At 46.0% G+C, this 18,596-nt stretch carries 22 protein-coding genes and 1 rRNA gene; 1 reads left to right on the top strand and 22 read right to left on the bottom strand.

All coding sequences use genetic code 11. The features are described 5' to 3' along the window. Positions 1–24 precede the first annotated feature (24 nt). The 12 genes from pth to metG form a co-directional block, all read right to left on the bottom strand. On the bottom strand, positions 25–582 hold the full coding sequence (gene pth, locus KNO76_RS12805; RefSeq protein WP_026824781.1) for an aminoacyl-tRNA hydrolase: 558 nt from the start codon (positions 580–582) through the stop codon (positions 25–27). Positions 583–639: 57 nt separating this feature from the next. After that, positions 640–1,596: a ribose-phosphate diphosphokinase gene (locus KNO76_RS12800; protein WP_214885814.1), complete on the bottom strand. Its 957-nt coding sequence runs from the start codon at positions 1,594–1,596 to the stop codon at positions 640–642. Between the two features lie 45 nt (positions 1,597–1,641). Next, entirely contained in the window at positions 1,642–2,997 is a 1,356-nt protein-coding gene (gene glmU / locus KNO76_RS12795) for a bifunctional UDP-N-acetylglucosamine diphosphorylase/glucosamine-1-phosphate N-acetyltransferase GlmU (protein WP_214885813.1), read from the bottom strand. Between the two features lie 185 nt (positions 2,998–3,182). Continuing rightward, positions 3,183–3,482 carry a septation regulator SpoVG gene (spoVG, locus tag KNO76_RS12790; RefSeq protein WP_026824779.1) on the bottom strand — a complete coding sequence of 100 codons (300 nt, stop codon included), beginning with the start codon at positions 3,480–3,482 and terminating at the stop codon, positions 3,183–3,185. 140 nt (positions 3,483–3,622) lie between these two features. Continuing rightward, the gene (purR, locus tag KNO76_RS12785) at positions 3,623–4,447 is read right to left on the bottom strand and encodes a pur operon repressor (protein ID WP_214885812.1); all 825 of its coding nucleotides are present in this window, start codon (positions 4,445–4,447) and stop codon (positions 3,623–3,625) included. Positions 4,448–4,520: 73 nt separating this feature from the next. Further along, positions 4,521–5,384, bottom strand: coding sequence for a 4-(cytidine 5'-diphospho)-2-C-methyl-D-erythritol kinase (ispE, locus tag KNO76_RS12780; RefSeq protein ID WP_214885811.1), 864 nt, complete (start codon positions 5,382–5,384; stop codon positions 4,521–4,523). Between the two features lie 100 nt (positions 5,385–5,484). Then, positions 5,485–5,721 (bottom strand): Veg family protein, encoded by a 237-nt coding sequence (locus tag KNO76_RS12775; protein ID WP_026824776.1) that lies wholly within the window; start codon positions 5,719–5,721, stop codon positions 5,485–5,487. Between the two features lie 82 nt (positions 5,722–5,803). Then, positions 5,804–6,682 (bottom strand): 16S rRNA (adenine(1518)-N(6)/adenine(1519)-N(6))-dimethyltransferase RsmA, encoded by an 879-nt coding sequence (gene rsmA, locus KNO76_RS12770; RefSeq protein WP_214885810.1) that lies wholly within the window; start codon positions 6,680–6,682, stop codon positions 5,804–5,806. After that, positions 6,679–7,239, bottom strand: coding sequence for a ribonuclease M5 (gene rnmV / locus KNO76_RS12765; RefSeq protein WP_214885809.1), 561 nt, complete (start codon positions 7,237–7,239; stop codon positions 6,679–6,681). The genes rsmA and rnmV overlap by 4 nt, the downstream gene beginning before the upstream one ends. Continuing rightward, on the bottom strand, positions 7,232–8,518 hold the full coding sequence (locus KNO76_RS12760) for a 3D domain-containing protein (RefSeq protein WP_214885808.1): 1,287 nt from the start codon (positions 8,516–8,518) through the stop codon (positions 7,232–7,234). Before KNO76_RS12760 ends, rnmV begins: the two co-directional genes overlap by 8 nt. Beyond that, on the bottom strand, positions 8,515–9,282 hold the full coding sequence (locus KNO76_RS12755; RefSeq protein WP_214885806.1) for a TatD family hydrolase: 768 nt from the start codon (positions 9,280–9,282) through the stop codon (positions 8,515–8,517). The genes KNO76_RS12760 and KNO76_RS12755 overlap by 4 nt, the downstream gene beginning before the upstream one ends. 51 nt (positions 9,283–9,333) lie before the next feature. Further along, a complete protein-coding gene (metG, locus tag KNO76_RS12750; protein WP_214701480.1) occupies positions 9,334–11,295 on the bottom strand; it encodes a methionine--tRNA ligase in 1,962 nt (653 codons plus the stop codon). Between the two features lie 331 nt (positions 11,296–11,626). On the opposite strand from metG, the gene KNO76_RS12745 reads away from it, so the two are divergent. After that, entirely contained in the window at positions 11,627–11,920 is a 294-nt protein-coding gene (locus tag KNO76_RS12745; protein WP_012727742.1) for a transition state genes transcriptional regulator AbrB, read from the top strand. Positions 11,921–11,936: 16 nt separating this feature from the next. On the opposite strand, the gene rsmI is transcribed toward KNO76_RS12745, so the two are convergent. The 10 genes from rsmI to rrf form a co-directional block, all read right to left on the bottom strand. Continuing rightward, positions 11,937–12,806: a 16S rRNA (cytidine(1402)-2'-O)-methyltransferase gene (gene rsmI, locus KNO76_RS12740; RefSeq protein ID WP_214885804.1), complete on the bottom strand. Its 870-nt coding sequence runs from the start codon at positions 12,804–12,806 to the stop codon at positions 11,937–11,939. Further along, entirely contained in the window at positions 12,778–13,056 is a 279-nt protein-coding gene (locus KNO76_RS12735; protein ID WP_214885802.1) for a GIY-YIG nuclease family protein, read from the bottom strand. The genes rsmI and KNO76_RS12735 overlap by 29 nt, the downstream gene beginning before the upstream one ends. Then, on the bottom strand, positions 13,049–13,786 hold the full coding sequence (locus tag KNO76_RS12730; protein WP_214885800.1) for a tRNA1(Val) (adenine(37)-N6)-methyltransferase: 738 nt from the start codon (positions 13,784–13,786) through the stop codon (positions 13,049–13,051). Before KNO76_RS12730 ends, KNO76_RS12735 begins: the two co-directional genes overlap by 8 nt. Before the next feature lie 60 nt (positions 13,787–13,846). Next, positions 13,847–14,182 (bottom strand): DNA replication initiation control protein YabA, encoded by a 336-nt coding sequence (gene yabA, locus KNO76_RS12725; RefSeq protein ID WP_012727746.1) that lies wholly within the window; start codon positions 14,180–14,182, stop codon positions 13,847–13,849. A 23-nt stretch (positions 14,183–14,205) separates the two neighbouring features. Continuing rightward, positions 14,206–15,036 (bottom strand): PSP1 domain-containing protein, encoded by an 831-nt coding sequence (locus KNO76_RS12720; protein WP_026824767.1) that lies wholly within the window; start codon positions 15,034–15,036, stop codon positions 14,206–14,208. Between the two features lie 6 nt (positions 15,037–15,042). Continuing rightward, positions 15,043–16,035, bottom strand: a complete 993-nt coding sequence (locus KNO76_RS12715; RefSeq protein ID WP_214885798.1) for a DNA polymerase III subunit delta' — start codon at positions 16,033–16,035, stop codon at positions 15,043–15,045. A 14-nt stretch (positions 16,036–16,049) separates the two neighbouring features. After that, complete coding sequence (locus tag KNO76_RS12710; RefSeq protein WP_214885827.1) at positions 16,050–16,379, bottom strand: cyclic-di-AMP receptor; 330 nt, start codon at positions 16,377–16,379, stop codon at positions 16,050–16,052. Continuing rightward, positions 16,379–17,017 carry a dTMP kinase gene (gene tmk, locus KNO76_RS12705; RefSeq protein WP_026824764.1) on the bottom strand — a complete coding sequence of 213 codons (639 nt, stop codon included), beginning with the start codon at positions 17,015–17,017 and terminating at the stop codon, positions 16,379–16,381. The genes KNO76_RS12710 and tmk overlap by 1 nt, the downstream gene beginning before the upstream one ends. 3 nt (positions 17,018–17,020) lie before the next feature. Further along, complete coding sequence (locus tag KNO76_RS12700) at positions 17,021–18,439, bottom strand: aminotransferase class I/II-fold pyridoxal phosphate-dependent enzyme (RefSeq protein ID WP_214885796.1); 1,419 nt, start codon at positions 18,437–18,439, stop codon at positions 17,021–17,023. Positions 18,440–18,512: 73 nt separating this feature from the next. Next, a 5S ribosomal RNA gene (gene rrf / locus KNO76_RS14305) occupies positions 18,513–18,596 on the bottom strand; the annotation flags it as partial.

Below are 18,596 nucleotides of genomic sequence, written 5' to 3'. Positions count from 1 at the left end.
GACAAAAAAGGGTGCGATGACCCTTTAGTTGTATCGATTCATCAGTGCTAGCCAATCTGTATCTACAAAATCAGTTGCTGCAGTTACGGCGTTGTCGATTGTCTCGTTCAACTCCGATAACTCATCTTTCCGATAGTTCATCAACACCCAGTCGACAACTTTAATCGGATGCGGGGGACGACCGACACCAAGCTTCAATCGCTTGAATTCAGCGGTTCCTAAATGTTGAATAAGTGATTTGATTCCGTTATGACCACCCGCGCTTCCTTTCGGACGGAAGCGAAGCTTGCCGGGAACCATATCCAAATCATCATAAATCACCAATAAATCGTCAATCTCAATCTTATAATAATCTAAAATGGGACGGACCGCTTCACCCGACAAGTTCATATACGTAAGCGGCTTCACGAGTACAACGCGTTCACCATTGATTCTTCCCGTTCCCATAAGGGCATTAAACTTCGCCTCATTCAGCGAGATGCCATGCTTTTCTGCGAGACGATCAATCGCTAAAAAACCGACATTGTGTCGCGTCATCTCAAACTTTTTCCCGGGATTTCCAAGACCGACGATGCATTTCATATCAATTCCTCCTGAACAAAAAAGCCCAAAGGCGAATGCCTCCGGGCCTCGTTTTTTTTAATCGAATAGTGTACTGACCGATTTATGCTCGTGTACGCGCATAATCGCTTCCCCAAGTAAATGGGCAACCGACATTTGCTTGATCTTGCTCGAGCAAGGGCGACCCGTCAAATCGATGGTATTTAAGACAACCAACTCTTTGATCGATGAGTTGTCGATGCGCTCCATCGCTGGACCAGAAAGAACCGGATGCGTACAAGACGCATATACTTCCTTCGCGCCCGCTTCGACGATGGCATCTGCAGCAAGAGTGATTGTACCCGCTGTATCGATGATGTCGTCAATCAAAATCGCTGTTTTCCCTTCAACGCTTCCAACGATGTTCATGACTTCAGCGATATTCGCTTTCGGACGACGCTTGTCAATGATGGCAATCGGTGCTTTCAAACGTTCTGCCAATTTTCGTGCGCGTGTCACGCCACCGTGATCTGGAGAAACGACCACGATATCTTTCGCTTGAAACTCTTCTGTTTCAAAGTAAGTCGAGATGAGCGGTACACCGAGTAATTGGTCAACCGGAATATTGAAGAATCCTTGAATTTGCGCTGCATGCAAATCCATCGTGATGACGCGTGTCGCACCCGCTACCGTAAGAAGGTCAGCGACAAGTTTCGCTGTGATCGGTTCACGCGAGCGTGCTTTACGGTCTTGACGTGCGTACCCGTAATACGGCATCACGATGTTAATCGTACGGACAGAAGCACGTTTGAGTGCATCAATCATGACGAGCAATTCCATGAGCGTTTCGTTTACAGGCGAGCTTGTTGATTGGATGACATACACATCATCTCCACGAACACTTTCCTCGATGTTAATATAGAGTTCACCGTCACTGAAACGTTTGACTTGGCAATCACTGAGCGGGACACCAATTTCTTTCGCGATTTCTTCAGCAAGCGGGCGGTTCGAGTTTAAGCTAAATAGACGAATTTCTCGTTCGTATACAGTAGACATGTTTAGGATTCTCCTCCATCGTTTTCCATAATGACTGGCAGCAAGTTATCGTTTTGTGTAACCTTCTTTATTCGTTTGGCGTTCGCGTGCAATCGCAAGCGCCTCTTCCGGTACATCATTTGTAATCGTCGAGCCGGCTGCGACAATCGCACCTTTCCCGACTTTTACAGGGGCAATCAAGTTGACATTGCAGCCGACGAATGCATCGTCTTCTACGACTGTCTCAAATTTATTTTTGCCGTCATAATTTACCGTAATCGATCCGCATCCTAAGTTGACACGTTCACCGATCGACGCATCCCCGATATAGCTCAAGTGCGAAGCTTTCGTACCATCACCGAACGTTGATTTTTTTATCTCAACAAAGTTACCGACGCGTGTGTTCGCGCCAAGAACAGCTTGTTGACGCAAGTGAGCGAAAGGTCCGACTTGAGCCTCTTCACCGACCCGGCTGTCTGTCACGACAGACTGGCGAACAACGGCATTGTCTTCAATCACACTGTTACGGATGTCCGAGTTTGGACCAATCACACATTCCGAGCCGATTGTCGTCTTCCCAAGAATGACCGTCCCCGGATAAATGACCGTATCCGAACCAATCACCACATCTGGAGAAATGTATGTCGATGCAGGATCCATAAATGTAACCCCTTCACGCATGAGACGTTCATTCGTCCGTTTCCGCATGATCGCTTCCGCTTGTGACAAGGCCACGCGGTCATTGACCCCAATCGTCTCATCAAACGTCGGTGCTGTATGCGCCGCTACCACTTCGCCCGATTCTTTTGCGATTGCGATGACATCAGGTAAGTAATATTCACCCTGTGCATTATTGTTTCCGACTCGTTTAAGTGCATCGAATAACAATTCGTTATCAAACACGTACGTACCCGTATTGATTTCATTGATGGCGAGCTCTGTCTCAGAAGCATCTTTATGTTCCACGACTTTCGTCACGTTCCCATCTTCACCACGAATCACACGACCGTATCCTGTCGCGTCGTCGGCAATCGCAGTCAGTACAGTGACTTTCGCTTGTTGCGCTTCATGATGAGCGAGAAGGGCTTCTAACGTTTCCGCTGTAAGTAGCGGTGTATCTCCACAGACGACGAGTGTCGCCCCTGATTTACCCGCAAGCTCTGCTTCTGCCATTTGAACAGCATGTCCCGTTCCAAGTTGTTGTTCTTGGACCGCATACTCTACTCGTGTGCCGAGCGTATCTTGTACCGCTTCCGCCCCATGGCCAACGATTACGATTTGACGACTGACACCGATTTGGTCTAACTGGTCGACAACATGCTCAACCATTGGTTTCCCTAGAACCGGATGAAGTACTTTATAAAGCTTCGACTTCATTCGCGTCCCTTTTCCTGCTGCCAAAATGACTGCAAAACGCTCCATTCTTGATTCGCTCCTATCTCACAACAGCTGTGATTGGTCTGTATAGTTCGGCTTATCTGTAACTAAATCCTATTTACACCGTTTCTACTATATCGAAACCGTGCCTTCGTTTCAATAGTTGTACCGTTCCTTAACCATTGAAAACGCAAAAAAACAGCGGTAGGGAACCTAACCGCCGTTTCCTGTCATTCATTCATACCGTAAGATACTTGTTGTGGGTCAAGGACGTCCACACCCATATTGGAATAGGTTTCCAAAACAGCTGCTTCAACTTTCTGTCGCATCTCCCCATTAATCGGATGCGCGATATCGCGAAAAATGCCTTCTGGTGTCCGTTTGCTCGGCATGGCGACAAATAGACCGCTACTCCCCTCGATGATTCGAAGGTCATGTACAACGAATTCATGGTCAAGTGTGATTGAGGCCAATGCTTTCATTCTGCCTTCTGTCGCGACTTTGCGAATTTTTACGTCTGTGATCTGCATGTTTCGCATCCCCTTTATCGTCGTTGTCTACGCCATGGTGTGGTCTTCTGCAAGGTTCAGTTAGTTTCAAACGAACGTCATGACTCCATATTAATAATTCTATACCCTCTAATCATAAAACGAAATTAAAATTTTGCCAATCAATTTAGGAACTGTTCCACATTCCCTCGTGAAATGGTGACGAGACCCTCGTCCGAATCAACATTTGTCAATTTCATCAAACTGACGTATTCGCTGACCATCTTCTTCTCGGCCCCTTCAGCTTCCATCAACACACCGACACCCGCAAGGTTTGCCTCGAATTCATTCAAGAGACTCATCATCCCACGGATTGTTCCCCCGGCTTTCATGAAGTCATCGATTAAAAGTACATTCGCACCGCGTGGCAGACTTCGGCGTGCAAGTGCCATCGTACGAATTGCTTTCGATGAACCAGATACGTAGTTGATACTGACAGTCGATCCTTCTGTGACACGACTATCCGAACGGACGATGACAAATGGGACACCTAATTGTTCGGCAACGGCATAAGCAATCGGGATTCCCTTCGTCGCAATGGTCATGACGACATCAACTTTCCGGTCCGCGAACACAGACGCAAAAACTTGACCCATCGGCTTCACCTGGCTTGGATTACCTAACACGTCGGTTAAGTAGAGGTATCCACCCGGTAACAGACGCTCAGGTTTTGATAACTGATCACAGAGCGTATCAATCATCTCAAGTGATTTGTCTTTACTCCATCCTGGAATAAACATAACACCACCGGCCGCACCAGGAACGGTAACAAGCTTACCAATTCCATCATGAGACAGCGTTTCACTAACAATGACAAGATCTTCGCTAATCGAGGACTTTGCAGCTTTATAACGGCTTGAAAACATCGACAACGAGACAAGCTGATGCGGATGGTCAAGCAAATAACGGGTCATATCGACGAGACGACCACTTCTACGAATTTTCATACGGATTCTCCTTCACTTCTTCATTAATAAACGAATGTTTTAATGAAAATATATCACTTTCATTCGTTTTTGTTCAATGTCTTTTGCCGAGAATCCGAACGACGAACACTTCTGGGCAAAATCCTTTTAAACCGTTATAGATTCGGTACGCTTTTTGCTCGTGTTCAATCAACGCAAAGACAGTCGGTCCACTTCCACTCATGAGAACACCTTCCGCCCCGCAATGACGCATCGTCTCTTTGATTTGTTTTACTTCCGGGTGAAGTTTGAGCGTCACACTTTCGAGCGAATTCCCGAGGTTTTCACAAATTCCGTGAAAATCTTTCTGATGAATCGCTTCCACCATAGCCTCGGTGTTTGGATGATGGACCTCATCCATACGCACAGCCCGATACACATCTGCGGTTGAGACCCCGATTTTTGGTTTGCCGAGCACAACGTAACACGGTGGCGGCGCAGGAACCATTTCTAACCGTTCTCCACGCCCTCGGGCAATCGCCGTCCCCCCGATGACACAAAATGACACGTCAGACCCGATTTCCGCACCGAGCTCCGCTAGTTCCTCTAATGACAAGTTTAATGAGAACAGTTCGTTCATCCCGCGAAGCGTTGCCGCCGCATCACTCGATCCACCGGCAAGACCAGCAGCTACTGGAATTTGTTTATCGAGCACAATCTCGATACCTTGTTGAATATTAAAACGCTCACGCAACAACTCCGCTGCCCGATATGCTAAATTTCGATGATCATTCGGCACATAGGCATGTTCCGATTGAATCCGAATCTCATCCGATTCTAGAACTGTCAACTCCAAACGGTCTGCTAAGTCGACTGTCGTCATTATCATTTCTACTTCATGATAGCCGTCCGAACGCTTTCCGAGAACATCGAGCGTCAAATTAATTTTTGCCGGCGCTTTCACACTAATCGTGCGCATCACGTTCACCCTTCCCATTTGTCTCCTGTTCGACATTGTACCGTAAAAAGGCGCACAAAAAAAGAAGCAGCTGCCAATGCATCCGCTCCTCATTTATAAATCAATTGCCGAATTCAATTTTAACTGTATCCGTTAGGACATCAGCGTAGCTATACGAGACACGCTCAACATTGTGCAACTCTTCGTCTAATTTCACAACGAAGACCGCAGGATATGTCTCAACGAGCGTTCCAAACCGAGTAACGACTTTCTTACGACCGCCGTTTGCTTTCAACGTCAATCGTTCACCAACATGCGATTCGAGTTTCTGTCTGATTTCTTGTAACGTTTTTGGCATACGCTTCACCTCACTGTTACAAGTATAGCATATTTAAATATGAAAATAAAGATTTATATTATAACGACTAGTTTTAAGGTCGTCAACTATTTTTAAGTGGTAAAATTGTGTCAGATAATCGTGCGAATTCTTCTAGGCTCAACGTTTCTCCTCGACGTTTTGGATCGATTCCCGCCTCATGAAGTGAGCGTTCGAGTTCGACTTTATGTTCTTTTCCAATACAGTTTGTCAAGTTGTTCAGAATGGTTTTACGACGTTGTGCGAAGCTTGCGCGCGCGACATCAAAGAAAAAGGCCTCGTCCTTCACCTGTACAGCCGGCTCCTTGCGCATTCGAAGCGTGATGACGGCCGAATCGACGTTTGGTGCTGGAATGAATACGTTTTTCGGAACGATAAAACTGACTTCCGTCTCCGCATAGTACTGAATCGCAATCGATAGTGAACCGTATGCCTTCGTTCCAGGTTTTGCACCAATCCGTTCTGCCACCTCTTTTTGAATCATCATGACGAGTGAACGGAATTTCACACCACTCTCGAGCAATCGCATGATGATCGGTGTTGTAACGTAGTAGGGCAAGTTTGCGACAACGGATATATCTTCAATACCTTCATTTAAAAATTCCTGCTCGACGATTTCACGTAAATTTAATTCTAAAGCATCCCCATGAATCACTTTCACGTGCGGATACGGTGACATCGTATCTTCGAGAATCGGTAAAAGACGTTGGTCAATCTCAAGCGCCACGACTTTTTTAGCGCGCTTGGCCGACTGCTCCGTTAGCGAACCGATTCCGGGACCAATCTCAAGTACTCCGCTTGATTCACTCAGTTCTGCTGCACCGACAATCTTACTTAAAATATTTAAATCGATTAAAAAGTTTTGACCTAGCGATTTTTTGAATGAAAAACCGTGGCGCTCTAAAATTGATTTCGTTCGTTGGATTGTTGCAATGTCTTTCAACCCTGTTCCTCCTCTAATTGAGCAAGTGCCTGCTCCCACTCTTCAATCGTGACGCCGAGCGCCTCGACCCGTTTGACAAATTGTTTGGCGTTCGGCTCACCGATGCGAAGCAGTACGCCGAGCCGTTTCCGACGCGTCGCAGCCGCTGTGCCTCCGATTAAATCAGCCTCTAGTACCATCTTCCGTGTAACGATCGGTTGATCTGTTTCGACACGCGGTTCAAATACCGAACGCAAGACGCGACGAATCGAATTAGGACTCGCGTGTTCTACACCAATTTTCCCACGTTTGTCCTTTGCCTCGGCACGAGGCAGGTGAGCATGCTTACACCCTTTGACCCGCTCCTCGACGATTGCTCGAATCCGGTCCCCCGGGTAATCGGGGTCCGTCAAAATGATAACCCCCCGTTTTTCTTGTGCACGACGAATTCGTTCGATCGTCTGATCAGACACGGCAGAGCCGTTCGTCTCAATCGTATCGACATCGAATACCTCTTGAAGTCGCGCCGTATCGTCACGCCCCTCTACGACGATGATTTCTTGTATTTTCTCACGCATTGTCTGATCCTTCTTTCTCTTCTTCTTGTTTCGGAATCACCCAGATGGTGAGCGGCTTACGACCAAACGTCACGGCCTTTTCCTTTTCATCCATCATGATGTCGATTTTTTGGCCTTTGATTGCACTTCCTGTATCAAGGGCAATCGCCATACCAATCCCTTCAACGTATACGCGGGTCCCGAGTGGAATGATAGCAGGGTCAACCGCTATAATCCGCATTCCTTCAAACAGTATCGTGTCCGTCACATCATATCCACTTCTTGTCAGCACGCGCCCGTTATATGTCACCGTATCTTCCGGATTGTTCGTATAAGCGGTCGCTTCTACAAGCAATTGTTTCGCAGATGAGAAATCTAACACGTCATCCGTTTTGGGCGCCTCAACAATCTCCACTTCGGCTTCCGGTATAAACGGGCTCGATTCATCCGCAGTCGTCGGCTCGGTAGTCGATTCCACGACTTCCTTCGTTCCCACTTTGATGATCTGCGGCGTCGTTTTACGCAACGTTTCCACTTCCGTTTTCGTACGATTTGTAATTGTACCATTTTCCACAGTAAGTGCATACCTTGTCCGTTCAAGTCCAGGAACCCCGACTTGTACCGTTTGCTTCACACCTTCGTCGAGAGTCTCGTCCTCTTCCTCAACCACCTCAAACGGAATCAACTGGCTCTCATATTGAACAACATCACGATTCGTGTTGACCGTAATCGTCAATCCTTCACGAATGGATGTCGACAGGGCTGGTATGACCGTGTCACTTTCCGTCACATCGATGTTCTCATCTGTTAACAGTTGTTTAACGTCTGTTGCCATCGTGTAGATTGTCAACGCATCTTGCCCGACAATCAAATTCACCACAACAACCGGTTGATAACGAATCGTCATCCCATTCGTCACCGGTGTACGCACGGACGGATATACGGTGTCTCCATCCCGCACGGTCACTCCGTAACGCAACAACACGTCCTCCACGGTCCTTTCGCGCGTTTGAATCGACTCGATTTGTCCATATCCAATTTGAAGTGACACCTCATGTGAACGCTCAATCCGGATCAGACGGTCTTCCGGTACATCCCCACTCAGTGCTGGTGTGACGTAATCCGTCTCATCTAACGTGATGTTTAATTCTTCAAGTACCTCGAGAACGGAATCTGCCCTTGTCTCATGCTCAATCACGACACCGTCATCGACGACCTTGATTACTTCAGGCTGTAGCATGACATACGCCACAGAAGCGGTCACGATAACACCTATACTAGCTAGCACACGTTTAATCATGGAAGTCGAAACAGCTTCTTCGCGTTAGCTGTCGTCGCTTCTGCCAGTTCATCGAATGCCATGTCTCGAAGTGACGCAATCTCTTCCGCTACATATTTAACGTATGCCGGTTCGTTCCGTTTTCCACGGAACGGGGTCGGGGTCAAGTAAGGACAATCCGTTTCGACGAGAAGACGGTTCAATGGTACTTCTTGTGCGACTGCTTTCGGAACCTTCGCATTTTTAAATGTGACCGGTCCCCCTAACGAGATATAGAAGTTCAAGTCTAAGCAACGCGGCAAAAGTTCAACGGACATGCTATAACTATGGAACACACCACCGACTTCCTCGGCATGCTCTTCTTCCAAAATATCGAGCACATCAGCCGTCGCTTCTCGATTATGAATGACAATTGGCATATTCGTCCGCTTTGCGATGGCAACTTGTTGGCGGAAGAGACGCTGTTGCACGTCTCTCGGCGACTTGTCCCAGTGATAGTCGAGACCGATTTCACCGAGTGCCATCACTTTCGGATGACTCATAAGTGCTTCAATCCGTGCCAAATCCGCATCTGTACAATCAATCGCATCGACCGGGTGCCATCCGACAATGGCATAGATGTCTTCATGCGCTTCTGCCAACTCGATTGCCCGATCGATGGTCGGCGTATCAAATCCGACGACAAGTAGCGGAGATACTCCTGCTTCTCTCGCCCGCTCGATTGTCTCTCCCACATCCTCGTTGAACTGTTCTGCATTGATGTGCGTGTGTGTATCAATCAACATCTTGTTTCCTCCTTAGAAAAAGAGAGGGAGACCGCGGTCTCCCCCATTTCATTATTTGACGATGGCACCGTTCGGCATCTGGTCTGACACCGTTGCGAGTTCTAGCTTTCCATCACGATCTGCCGCTAAAATCATCCCTTGAGACAGTTCTCCCCGAAGTTTGACCGGTTTCAAGTTTGCGACAACGATGACTTTCTTGCCAACCAAATCTTCAGGGGCATACCATTCAGCAATACCAGACACGATTTGACGCGTCTCTTTCCCGAGGTCGACTTGAAGTTTCAACAGTTTCTTCGCTTTTTTAATCTTATCGGCTTCCACGATTTGACCTACACGGAATTCGACCTGATCAAAGACATCAATCGTGATTTCAGGACGAACGTCTTCATCGACTTCTTCCACTGACGCCGTTTCCGTTTCTTCAATCCGTGCTTTTGATGCTTGACGCATCATTTCTTGGATTGCATCCACTTCTTCCTTCACATCACGACGTGGGAAAATTGGCGTCCCGTCCGTCACAACCGCATTGTTAAAGTCCGCGAATGTATCGAGTGCCTCCCAAGACATATCCTCTCCCTCGAGCCCGAGTTGACGGAACATTTCTTTCGGGGCACGTGTCATGAATGGTTGGATCATAACAGCCACGTGACGTAGAACGCCCGCAAGGTGTGTCATGACAGAAGCGAGTTCTTCACGCTTCGACTCATCTTTCACGAGAACCCACGGTTGTGTCTCATCAATGTATTTGTTCGCACGGCTGACGAGCTGCCAAATATTTGTGAGTGCGACCGAAAATTCCATGTGCTCCATGGCTTCTTCCGTTTTGCGTGTCGTTTCCTTCACCATATTTAACAGTTCCGCATCGAACGCTGTGACATTACCGTTATAGGCCGGAATGTTTCCGTCGAAGTACTTCTTAATCATCGCAACGGTGCGATTCAATAAGTTCCCGAGGTCATTTGCCAAATCGAAGTTCAAACGGTCAACAAACGCTTCCGGAGTGAACGTGCCATCCGCTCCGAACGGCACTTCGCGAAGAAGATAGTAACGGACAGAGTCGAGCCCATAGCGGTCAATCAATGGAATCGGATCGACCACGTTTCCTTTTGATTTCGACATCTTTCCATCTTTCATAAGCAGCCACCCATGCGCAAACACTTGCTTCGGTAACGGGAGGTCAAGCGCCATTAAGAGAGCTGGCCAAATAATCGTATGGAAACGGACGATTTCTTTTCCGACTAAATGGACATCTGCTGGCCAATAGCGGTTGAAGAGCTCGTCATTGTCTGTCCCATACCCGAGTGACGAAATATAGTTCGTGAGCGCATCGACCCATACGTAAACGACGTGTTTCGGGTTCGATGGGACTTGCACGCCCCAATCAAATGTAGTACGCGAAACTGCCAAATCTTGGAGTCCCGGTTTCAAGAAGTTATTGATCATCTCGGTTTTACGAGATTCCGGCAAAATAAACTCAGGATGTGACTCAAAGTATTCAATCAAGCGATCCGCGTATTTGCTAAGGCGGAAAAAGTAGCACTCTTCGCGCACAAGCTCGACTGGATGCCCGCTGTCAGGGCTTTTTCCATCAACGAGTTGTGACTCTGTGTAGTACGTCTCATCCGGAACTGAATACCATCCTTCATACTCACCAAGATAGATGTCCCCATTTTTAAGTAACGTCTCAAAAATATGTTCGACCACTTTCTTATGGCGGTCTTCTGTCGTACGAATGTAGTCATCGTACGAAATTTCAAGACGATCCCATAAAACTTTAATCTCTTCAACGACTTCATCAACGAAAGCCTGTGGCGTCACGCCTGCTTCTTTCGCTTTTTCTTGAATTTTTTGCCCATGCTCATCCGTTCCTGTCAAATAACGGACGTCAAATCCTTTTAAGCGTTTGTAGCGCGCAACCGCATCACCTGCTACCGTGGTATATGCGTGACCGATGTGCAATTTCGCACTCGGATAATAAATTGGGGTTGTAATATAAAAAGTTGGCTTCGCCATGATTTATTCTCCATCCTTTCGACATATGCAATTTCCATTATACACGGTTCGACAAAAGAATTTCCAAACCTAATTGTTTGGAATTTTTTTGCGTTTTCTTCGTCATAAATGTTCCAAAAATACCCTTTCTTTGTTTCAAGTTCAAACTATCGGGGAAATTTAGGTATATATCGTTCTCAATTCGACAAAATTCGAAAATTTACTTTTCCAGATAGTAAGCAGTTGACTGCAATTGGAAAGTTTAGTATGCTTTTTGCTGTAGTCACATTGTCGAATTTTGACGATTCATGTCACCACGAGATTTCGACATCATTGGAGGAGGAAACACAAAATGAAATCTACAGGTATTGTACGTAAGGTGGATGAGCTTGGTCGTGTCGTTATTCCAATCGAATTGCGTCGTACACTCGGTATTGCAGAGAAAGATGCTCTCGAGATTTACGTCGACAACGATCAAATCGTTTTGAAAAAATATAAGCCGAACATGACTTGCCAAGTTACAGGCGAAGTATCAGATGATAACTTCAAATTGGCAGACGGCAAACTCATCTTGTCACCAGAAGGTGCACAACGTGTTCTCGTTGAATTGAAGAACATGCTCGAAAACTACTACAGCGAAGAGTAAGCAAGGATTTCCTTGCTTACTCTTTTTTATGCAGTTGATGGTATGCATCATATACATCGTTGCGGGACTCCCCACGGTCTTTCGCCGTCTGTTTGATTGCTGCATTTGGTTTTAATCCTTCTTTCACATAATGAACTACGTGTTCATACACAGAAAGTGGTTCCCACCACGTAGTTGTAGGGGCCACTTCTGTCGCGCCGCTCACAAGGACGACAAATTCCCCACGAACTTCGCCTTCACACCATTGCAACGCTTCATCTATCGTCCCTCTCAAAAACTCTTCGAACGTTTTTGTTAGTTCTCGACCTAATACAATTTGTCGGTTCCCGAACACTTGTCGAATCGCCGTTAACATCTCTTTCAATCGATGAGGGGCCTCATAAAAAATGATGGTTCCCGGCTCATATTGAACCGATTCTAATACATCAATCCGATCTTTCTTTTTTCGCGGTAAAAAGCCATAATAGAGAAATCGCTCGGTCGCAAGACCGGATGCGACGAGTGCAGTGAGCGCTGCATTGGCACCTGGTAAGACGACAACTGGAATGCTTGCCTCAATGGCTAATCGTACGAGATCACTCCCAGGATCTGAAATACCAGGCATTCCAGCATCTGAGACGACGGCAATCGACTTCCCAGCAACTAGGTCCTCGATAAGCCTTGTCCCACTCATATCTTTATTGTGCTCATGGTAGCTAACCAGTTTTGTCATAATTTCAAAATGGCGACAAAGTTTCATTGTTTGACGTGTGTCTTCTGCTGCGATTAAATCGACTTCCTGAAGTATCCGTACCGCTCGATACGTCATGTCCTCCAAGTTCCCAATCGGTGTCGGTACGATATACAACGTCGGTTGTTCAGTTTGATAACTCTTCTGTGAATTCATTGGTCGTCCCCTCCATCAGTTGCTCTTTTTGTGCGCGGGTCAATTGCTTAATGGACCATTCGTATTGCAGGGCCTCCCGTTTCGTATCGAACGATTGCACGTACCGAAGTCGTACCGGAAGTCGAGCTTTCGTATATTTAGCGCCTTTTCCTGCGTTATGGGCAAGAATTCGTTTATCCACATTTGTTGTATAACCCGTATAGTACGTTCCATCATGACATTCCACGATATACGCATAGTGTTTAGGCATCGAGAATAGCTCGCATCGTTTCTGTATACGTATCGTCTTCTTCATATACAACAAGTGGTGGTAAAATTTTAAGACCTGCTTTTCCATCTTTCGATCCCTCGATTAATAAGGTATTCGCCTCGCGTCCCGCTTTTGGATAAACGAGCTGCATTCGCTTCGGTTCAATTCGATAGGCACGCATCAATGTCAGGATATCGAGTAAACGTTCTGGCCGATGCACGAACGCCACTTTTCCTCCCGGCTTGACGAGTTGACTTGCTGTTTTAATACAATCTTCTAACGTGCACAACACTTCATGGCGTGCAATCGTATGATGCTCATTTTGATTCCGTAGCGACGTATCATTCGCTAAGAAATATGGTGGATTACATGTCACAACATCATACCGCGCATGACCGAGCTGGCTAGCAGCTGTTTTGACATCGTCTTCGACAACCTGAATCCGCTCTTCAAGACGATTAATCTCCATACTTCGATTTGCCATATCGACTAACTTCGATTGAATCTCTACGCCTGTAATCGTCCCTTTTGTACGATATGACAAAAAGAGGGGAATTGCCCCGGTACCAGCACACAAATCAACCAACTGCCCTTTTTGAATAGGTACCCACACAAATTCTGAAAGCAACACCGCGTCTAATGAAAACGAGAACACATCGTCACTCTGAATGATTTTACCTGGACGTCCGAGTAAATCATCGAGGCGTTCTCCATCCTTTACCGTTACCATCATTTCCTCCTTCTACAAAAGAAAGGCGATGGATAGGGAACCCCTATCTATCGCCCCGTATTAATGTTTATTGAGCATCGACAAACAGAAGAGACAGTCTCCATCTTTTCGTACCTGTCCGTAATGGAGGTTACAAATATGGAATCCTTCTTGATAAAGCGCAGCCAAGTTGTTCTGCCCTTTCCCCGACAATGCGATTTGTGAATCACCATTTGTCGTATCAACTTCTGCCAATTGTTCGACTTTTTCGCGCAAGTGATGATTCTCTAGATACATATGCTGATTCTCTTCAAGCAAATAAGCGAGCTGTTCTTTTAGCACGCCTAAGTGCTCCGTTAAGAGTTGCATCTGTTGCTCAATCGCATCTACACGCATCATCACTTCTTTTTTGTCCATTCTTTCCACTGCTCAGCACCCCATCACTGTTTTGACGGTTTTCGTTTAATCGCACCCACCTCAACGAGTTCATCAATTGTATATGTGACGACTCGCGTCCGATCGTGGAGCTCAACTTGAATGAGTTGGTCCAAAATATTGAGACCGATTACCCGACCATCACCTTCTGGAATTTTGATTCGCTTGCCGACGTCTGGTAAATCACGTTTCAATTCTTCGTATGTGTCATTCTCATATTTTAAGCAGCACATCAGACGACCACATACCCCAGAAATCTTGTTCGGATTTAACGAGAGATTCTGATCTTTAGCCATTTTTATGGAGACAGGTTCAAACTCCCCAAGAAATGACGAACAACAAAGAACTCGACCACATGGTCCTATCCCGCTTAGTAACTTCGCTTCGTCACGAACACCGATTTGTCGGAGTTCGATCCGTGTTCGAAACACACTAGCCAAGTCTTTTACCAACTCTCGAAAATCGACGCGACCCTCGGCAGTAAAATAAAAGATTACTTTATTACGATCAAATGTATACTCAACATCGACTAGTTTCATATCTAGTTGATGCTCTCGAATTTTTTCTTCACAGACGGCGTGAGCATCAACGGCTGCCAGTCGATTATCGCGTACGATATCTGCATCCTTTTGGTCAGCGACACGAAGGATTGTCTTCAACGGCATAACAACCTCGTCTTCGCCGAGCTGTTTATCGACTTGGACAACTTCACCGTACTCAATTCCACGTACCGTTTCAACGATGACATGGTTCCCGCGTTTAAGCGTTGCATCGCCTGGTGAAAAGTAATAGATTTTTCCCGCTTCTTTAAAACGGACTCCAACTACTTCAAGCACACGCTTCTATCCTTTCTGCAAATCGAACGAAAGTCGTTCGAACGTTAATTGAGGATTGACGTTTGCCTCGAGTCGTCGAATGGCCGCATGCACACTTTCAATCGCATGTGTGAGTTTAGAGACAGATCGATTTTGGATAAATGCGTTGTATAAAGCAACCTCATTCTTAAATAGCTTCGGAGCATACGTATCTCGCACTTTTAAATGGAGTGCCTCCTCTAGCCAGTGTTCGAATAACTCAAGGCCAACCCGTAACTCATTTCGTCCTTTGAAATGTCCTAACCATTTTTCTTGTGCAAACAAGAGCAACTCTTGAGGTCGTTTCGTCAATACTTCAATTAATTGTACCACTAGCCCGTACGACTGTACAAACCACTCCTGTCCAAGTGCTTCTTTCGCATCATCCCATCTTGGGTAAACGGTCAAGGCAAGGTATGCCAAATCATATGTGCAAGACAGTTCTTCCGACATGGTTTGTGCCAATTGCGCACGGTCGATTGGGCGAAAAGCGAGTTGTTGAGCGCGCGAACGAATCGTCGGAAGGAGTAGATGAGGTTGTGTCGTTACTAAAATAGCAAGCTTTCCGACACCCGGTTCTTCAAAGAACTTCAATAGACTGTTCGCGGCTTGAGTCGTCATCTTATGCGCTTGATGAATAACGTAAACTTGACGATCTCCTTCAGCTCCTCGTAACGACAAGTCACTGAGCAATTGCTGAATTTGCTCTTTTTTAATGCTGGCTCCATCCGGCTCTACTTCGATGTAGTCCACGATGTTTTTTGACTCCATACGTCGACAGTTTCGACACAGCCCACACGGTTCAGCTCCTTGCGGGGTTTCACAAAATAACGCTTTCGCAAACAACGTAGCCGTGTCAATTAAAAATGGCTCATAGTCCCCCGAAAAGATGTACGCGTGGCCCACTTTATTTGAAACGATTGAATTTTTTATGATTTGAGCCACCACTGTTTGGGACTCATGTAATTCCTGAAAACGCATATGCCCAACTCCCATTAAAACTGATGGAATCTTTCAATCGGCAAGACGAAAACAGTCGCACCTCCGACTTGTACTTCGACAGGGTAAGGAATATACGAATCGGCATGTCCCCCCATAGGTGAGATTGGCGTGATCATTTGATCACGACTCGAGCAATTTGATTGAATCACATCCATCAAATCATCGAGACGTTCTTGCGGAATCCCCATCATAAATGTTGTATTTCCTTCTTTTAAAAATCCACCTGTCGTGGCTAATTTCGTTGCGCGGAAATCTCGTTCAACTAATGCGTCGGACAAACGTGCGCTGTCCTTATCGTGTACGATTGCAATCACCATTTTCATCATCTTTTTACGCCTCCTTGTTGTAGTCGTTCGATTGTATAGTCAAGTACCTCATCTTGAATGCATTCAATCGATTGATCAGCGTCAATTCGAATGATACGTTCGGGGTACTGTTTGAGTAAAGTTTGGAATCCTTTGTAGACACGCTCATGGAAGGTCTGATCGCGACTTTCAATCCGGTCAAGTTGTCCACGATCTTTCATTCGTTCATTCGCTCTTTCCGGCCTCAAATCAAACAAAAATGTCAAATCGGGTGTTAAACCGTTTGTTGCCCACTCATTCAGTGACCGAATCTGATCGAGGTCATACTGTAAGCCATATCCTTGATAGGCGATAGATGCATCGATGAATCGATCACAAAGCACAATCGCACCTCTCTCTAATGCAGGACGGATTACTTGTTCCACGTTTTGCGCTCTCGAAGCGGCGTAGAGCATCATCTCAACTCGTGGTGTCATCTCATGATGGTCCGGAGATAATAATACTTCCCGAATCTGGTTTCCGACAGTTGTTCCTCCAGGTTCACGGGTAACAACGATATCGTACCCTTTTTGCTTCAGGCTCTCGACTAATAATTGAAGTTGTGTGGATTTTCCTGATCCATCGGGTCCTTCAACTGTAATAAACATTCCGCTCACTTTTTAAAACTCCTCTACAATAACGTCAATTTGCTCTATCATAACATGCTTACCGGCTTGAAGCTTCCTCCCTAAAGAAATCCATTCCAGGAGTACACGGATTTTCTCTTCTGTAATTCGCTCTCCTTTCAAAATCCATGGGATGCCCGGCGGGTAAGGAATCACCGTCTCTGCTGAAATCGATCCGACAGCCTCTTTAAAGGATACACGGTGTATTGGCTCATCCCCTGCCATCGTATACAGTTCAGATACCCGGTGTGTTGAAGGGAACGGGAAGATGGTTTCATCCTCATCGATTATTGGCACATGAGTCGCAGCCTTTTTCATCAATGTGACCCAATGCTCAATTTCCTGTTTGTTTATTTCCCTTAATGGTAGACACAATAACACGTGGTCAACTGCAGCCAATTCGATGTCTATTCCAATTGATGCAAGGTGCTCATAAAAGACTAATCCATTTTTCGGGTATGTCATGATGGTCACTTTTGTGAAATCGTCCCCGACTTTTACCGAAAAACCTGCACGTTTCAATTCAAGCACGAAAGATACATGACTTTTCTGAATAGAAGACCATGCTTCATCCGTTAAACTTTCTAAATAGGAACGTGCATAATCCAATGAAGCCATAATAAGATAAGATGGACTCGATGTTTGAAAGGATGATAACGCATGTTTCAACTGAACTTCATCGATATCTTCTTTATAATGAATCCAAGCTCCCATCGTTAAGGCAGGTAACGTTTTATGTGCGGACTGTACCACCGCGCTCGCTCCTTCAAAGATTGCAGAACGCTGGGGCAACTGTGGGTGAATCAAATGAGCGCCATGTGCTTCATCGACAAGCAACGGAATGTTTAAATGAGACAAATAATCCGAAATTGCACGAATGTCAGCCATATCTCCATAATACGTAGGAGACGTCAACATGACGGCCCGCCCTCCAGGGAATTCTTGAACGGCTTGTTCAATCGTTTCTAGCGTTACGACTGTTGGAATACCTGTACCACGCTCAATCATAGGCATTAATAAAACCGGTTTTAATCCTAACCATTCAATCGCGTTCCAAACAGACTTATGTGAGTTCCTTTGCACATATACGCGTTCCCCACGTTTTACCGTTGCCGCAAGCATACTCCAATTTCCAACGGTCGATCCGTTGACAAGCCATTTACTTTTACTCGCATACAGGTTACCTAGTGCTGTTTCAGCTTGCTCGATAATCCCGGAAGCATCGTGCAAATCATCTAAATGTGGTAATTCAGTCAGATCATAAGGCATGACTCTTGCGAATGCACTCGGTAATCCATCATTGCCCACCGTACCGTTGTGATGACCCGGTACATGAAAAGACACGCGACGTTCACGTACATGCTGTTCTAAAGTCTCTAGAAACGTAAAAGGGTTTTTCCGAGAAGGAGCCATTTGTTATTCCTCCTAAATTGATGAATATTAAAAAAAAGACGATCAAGCGTATGCTTGATCGTCTTCTACGTTTGCCTGGCAACGTCCTATCCTCACAGGGGGAGATCCCCCAACTACTTTCGGCGCTGAGACGCTTAACTTCCGTGTTCGGCATGGG

The sequence above is a fragment of the Exiguobacterium sp. s101 genome (assembly GCF_018617835.1).
Taxonomy (GTDB): Bacteria; Bacillota; Bacilli; order Exiguobacteriales; family Exiguobacteriaceae; genus Exiguobacterium; species Exiguobacterium marinum.
This window is presented reverse-complemented; position numbering and strand designations above follow the sequence as displayed.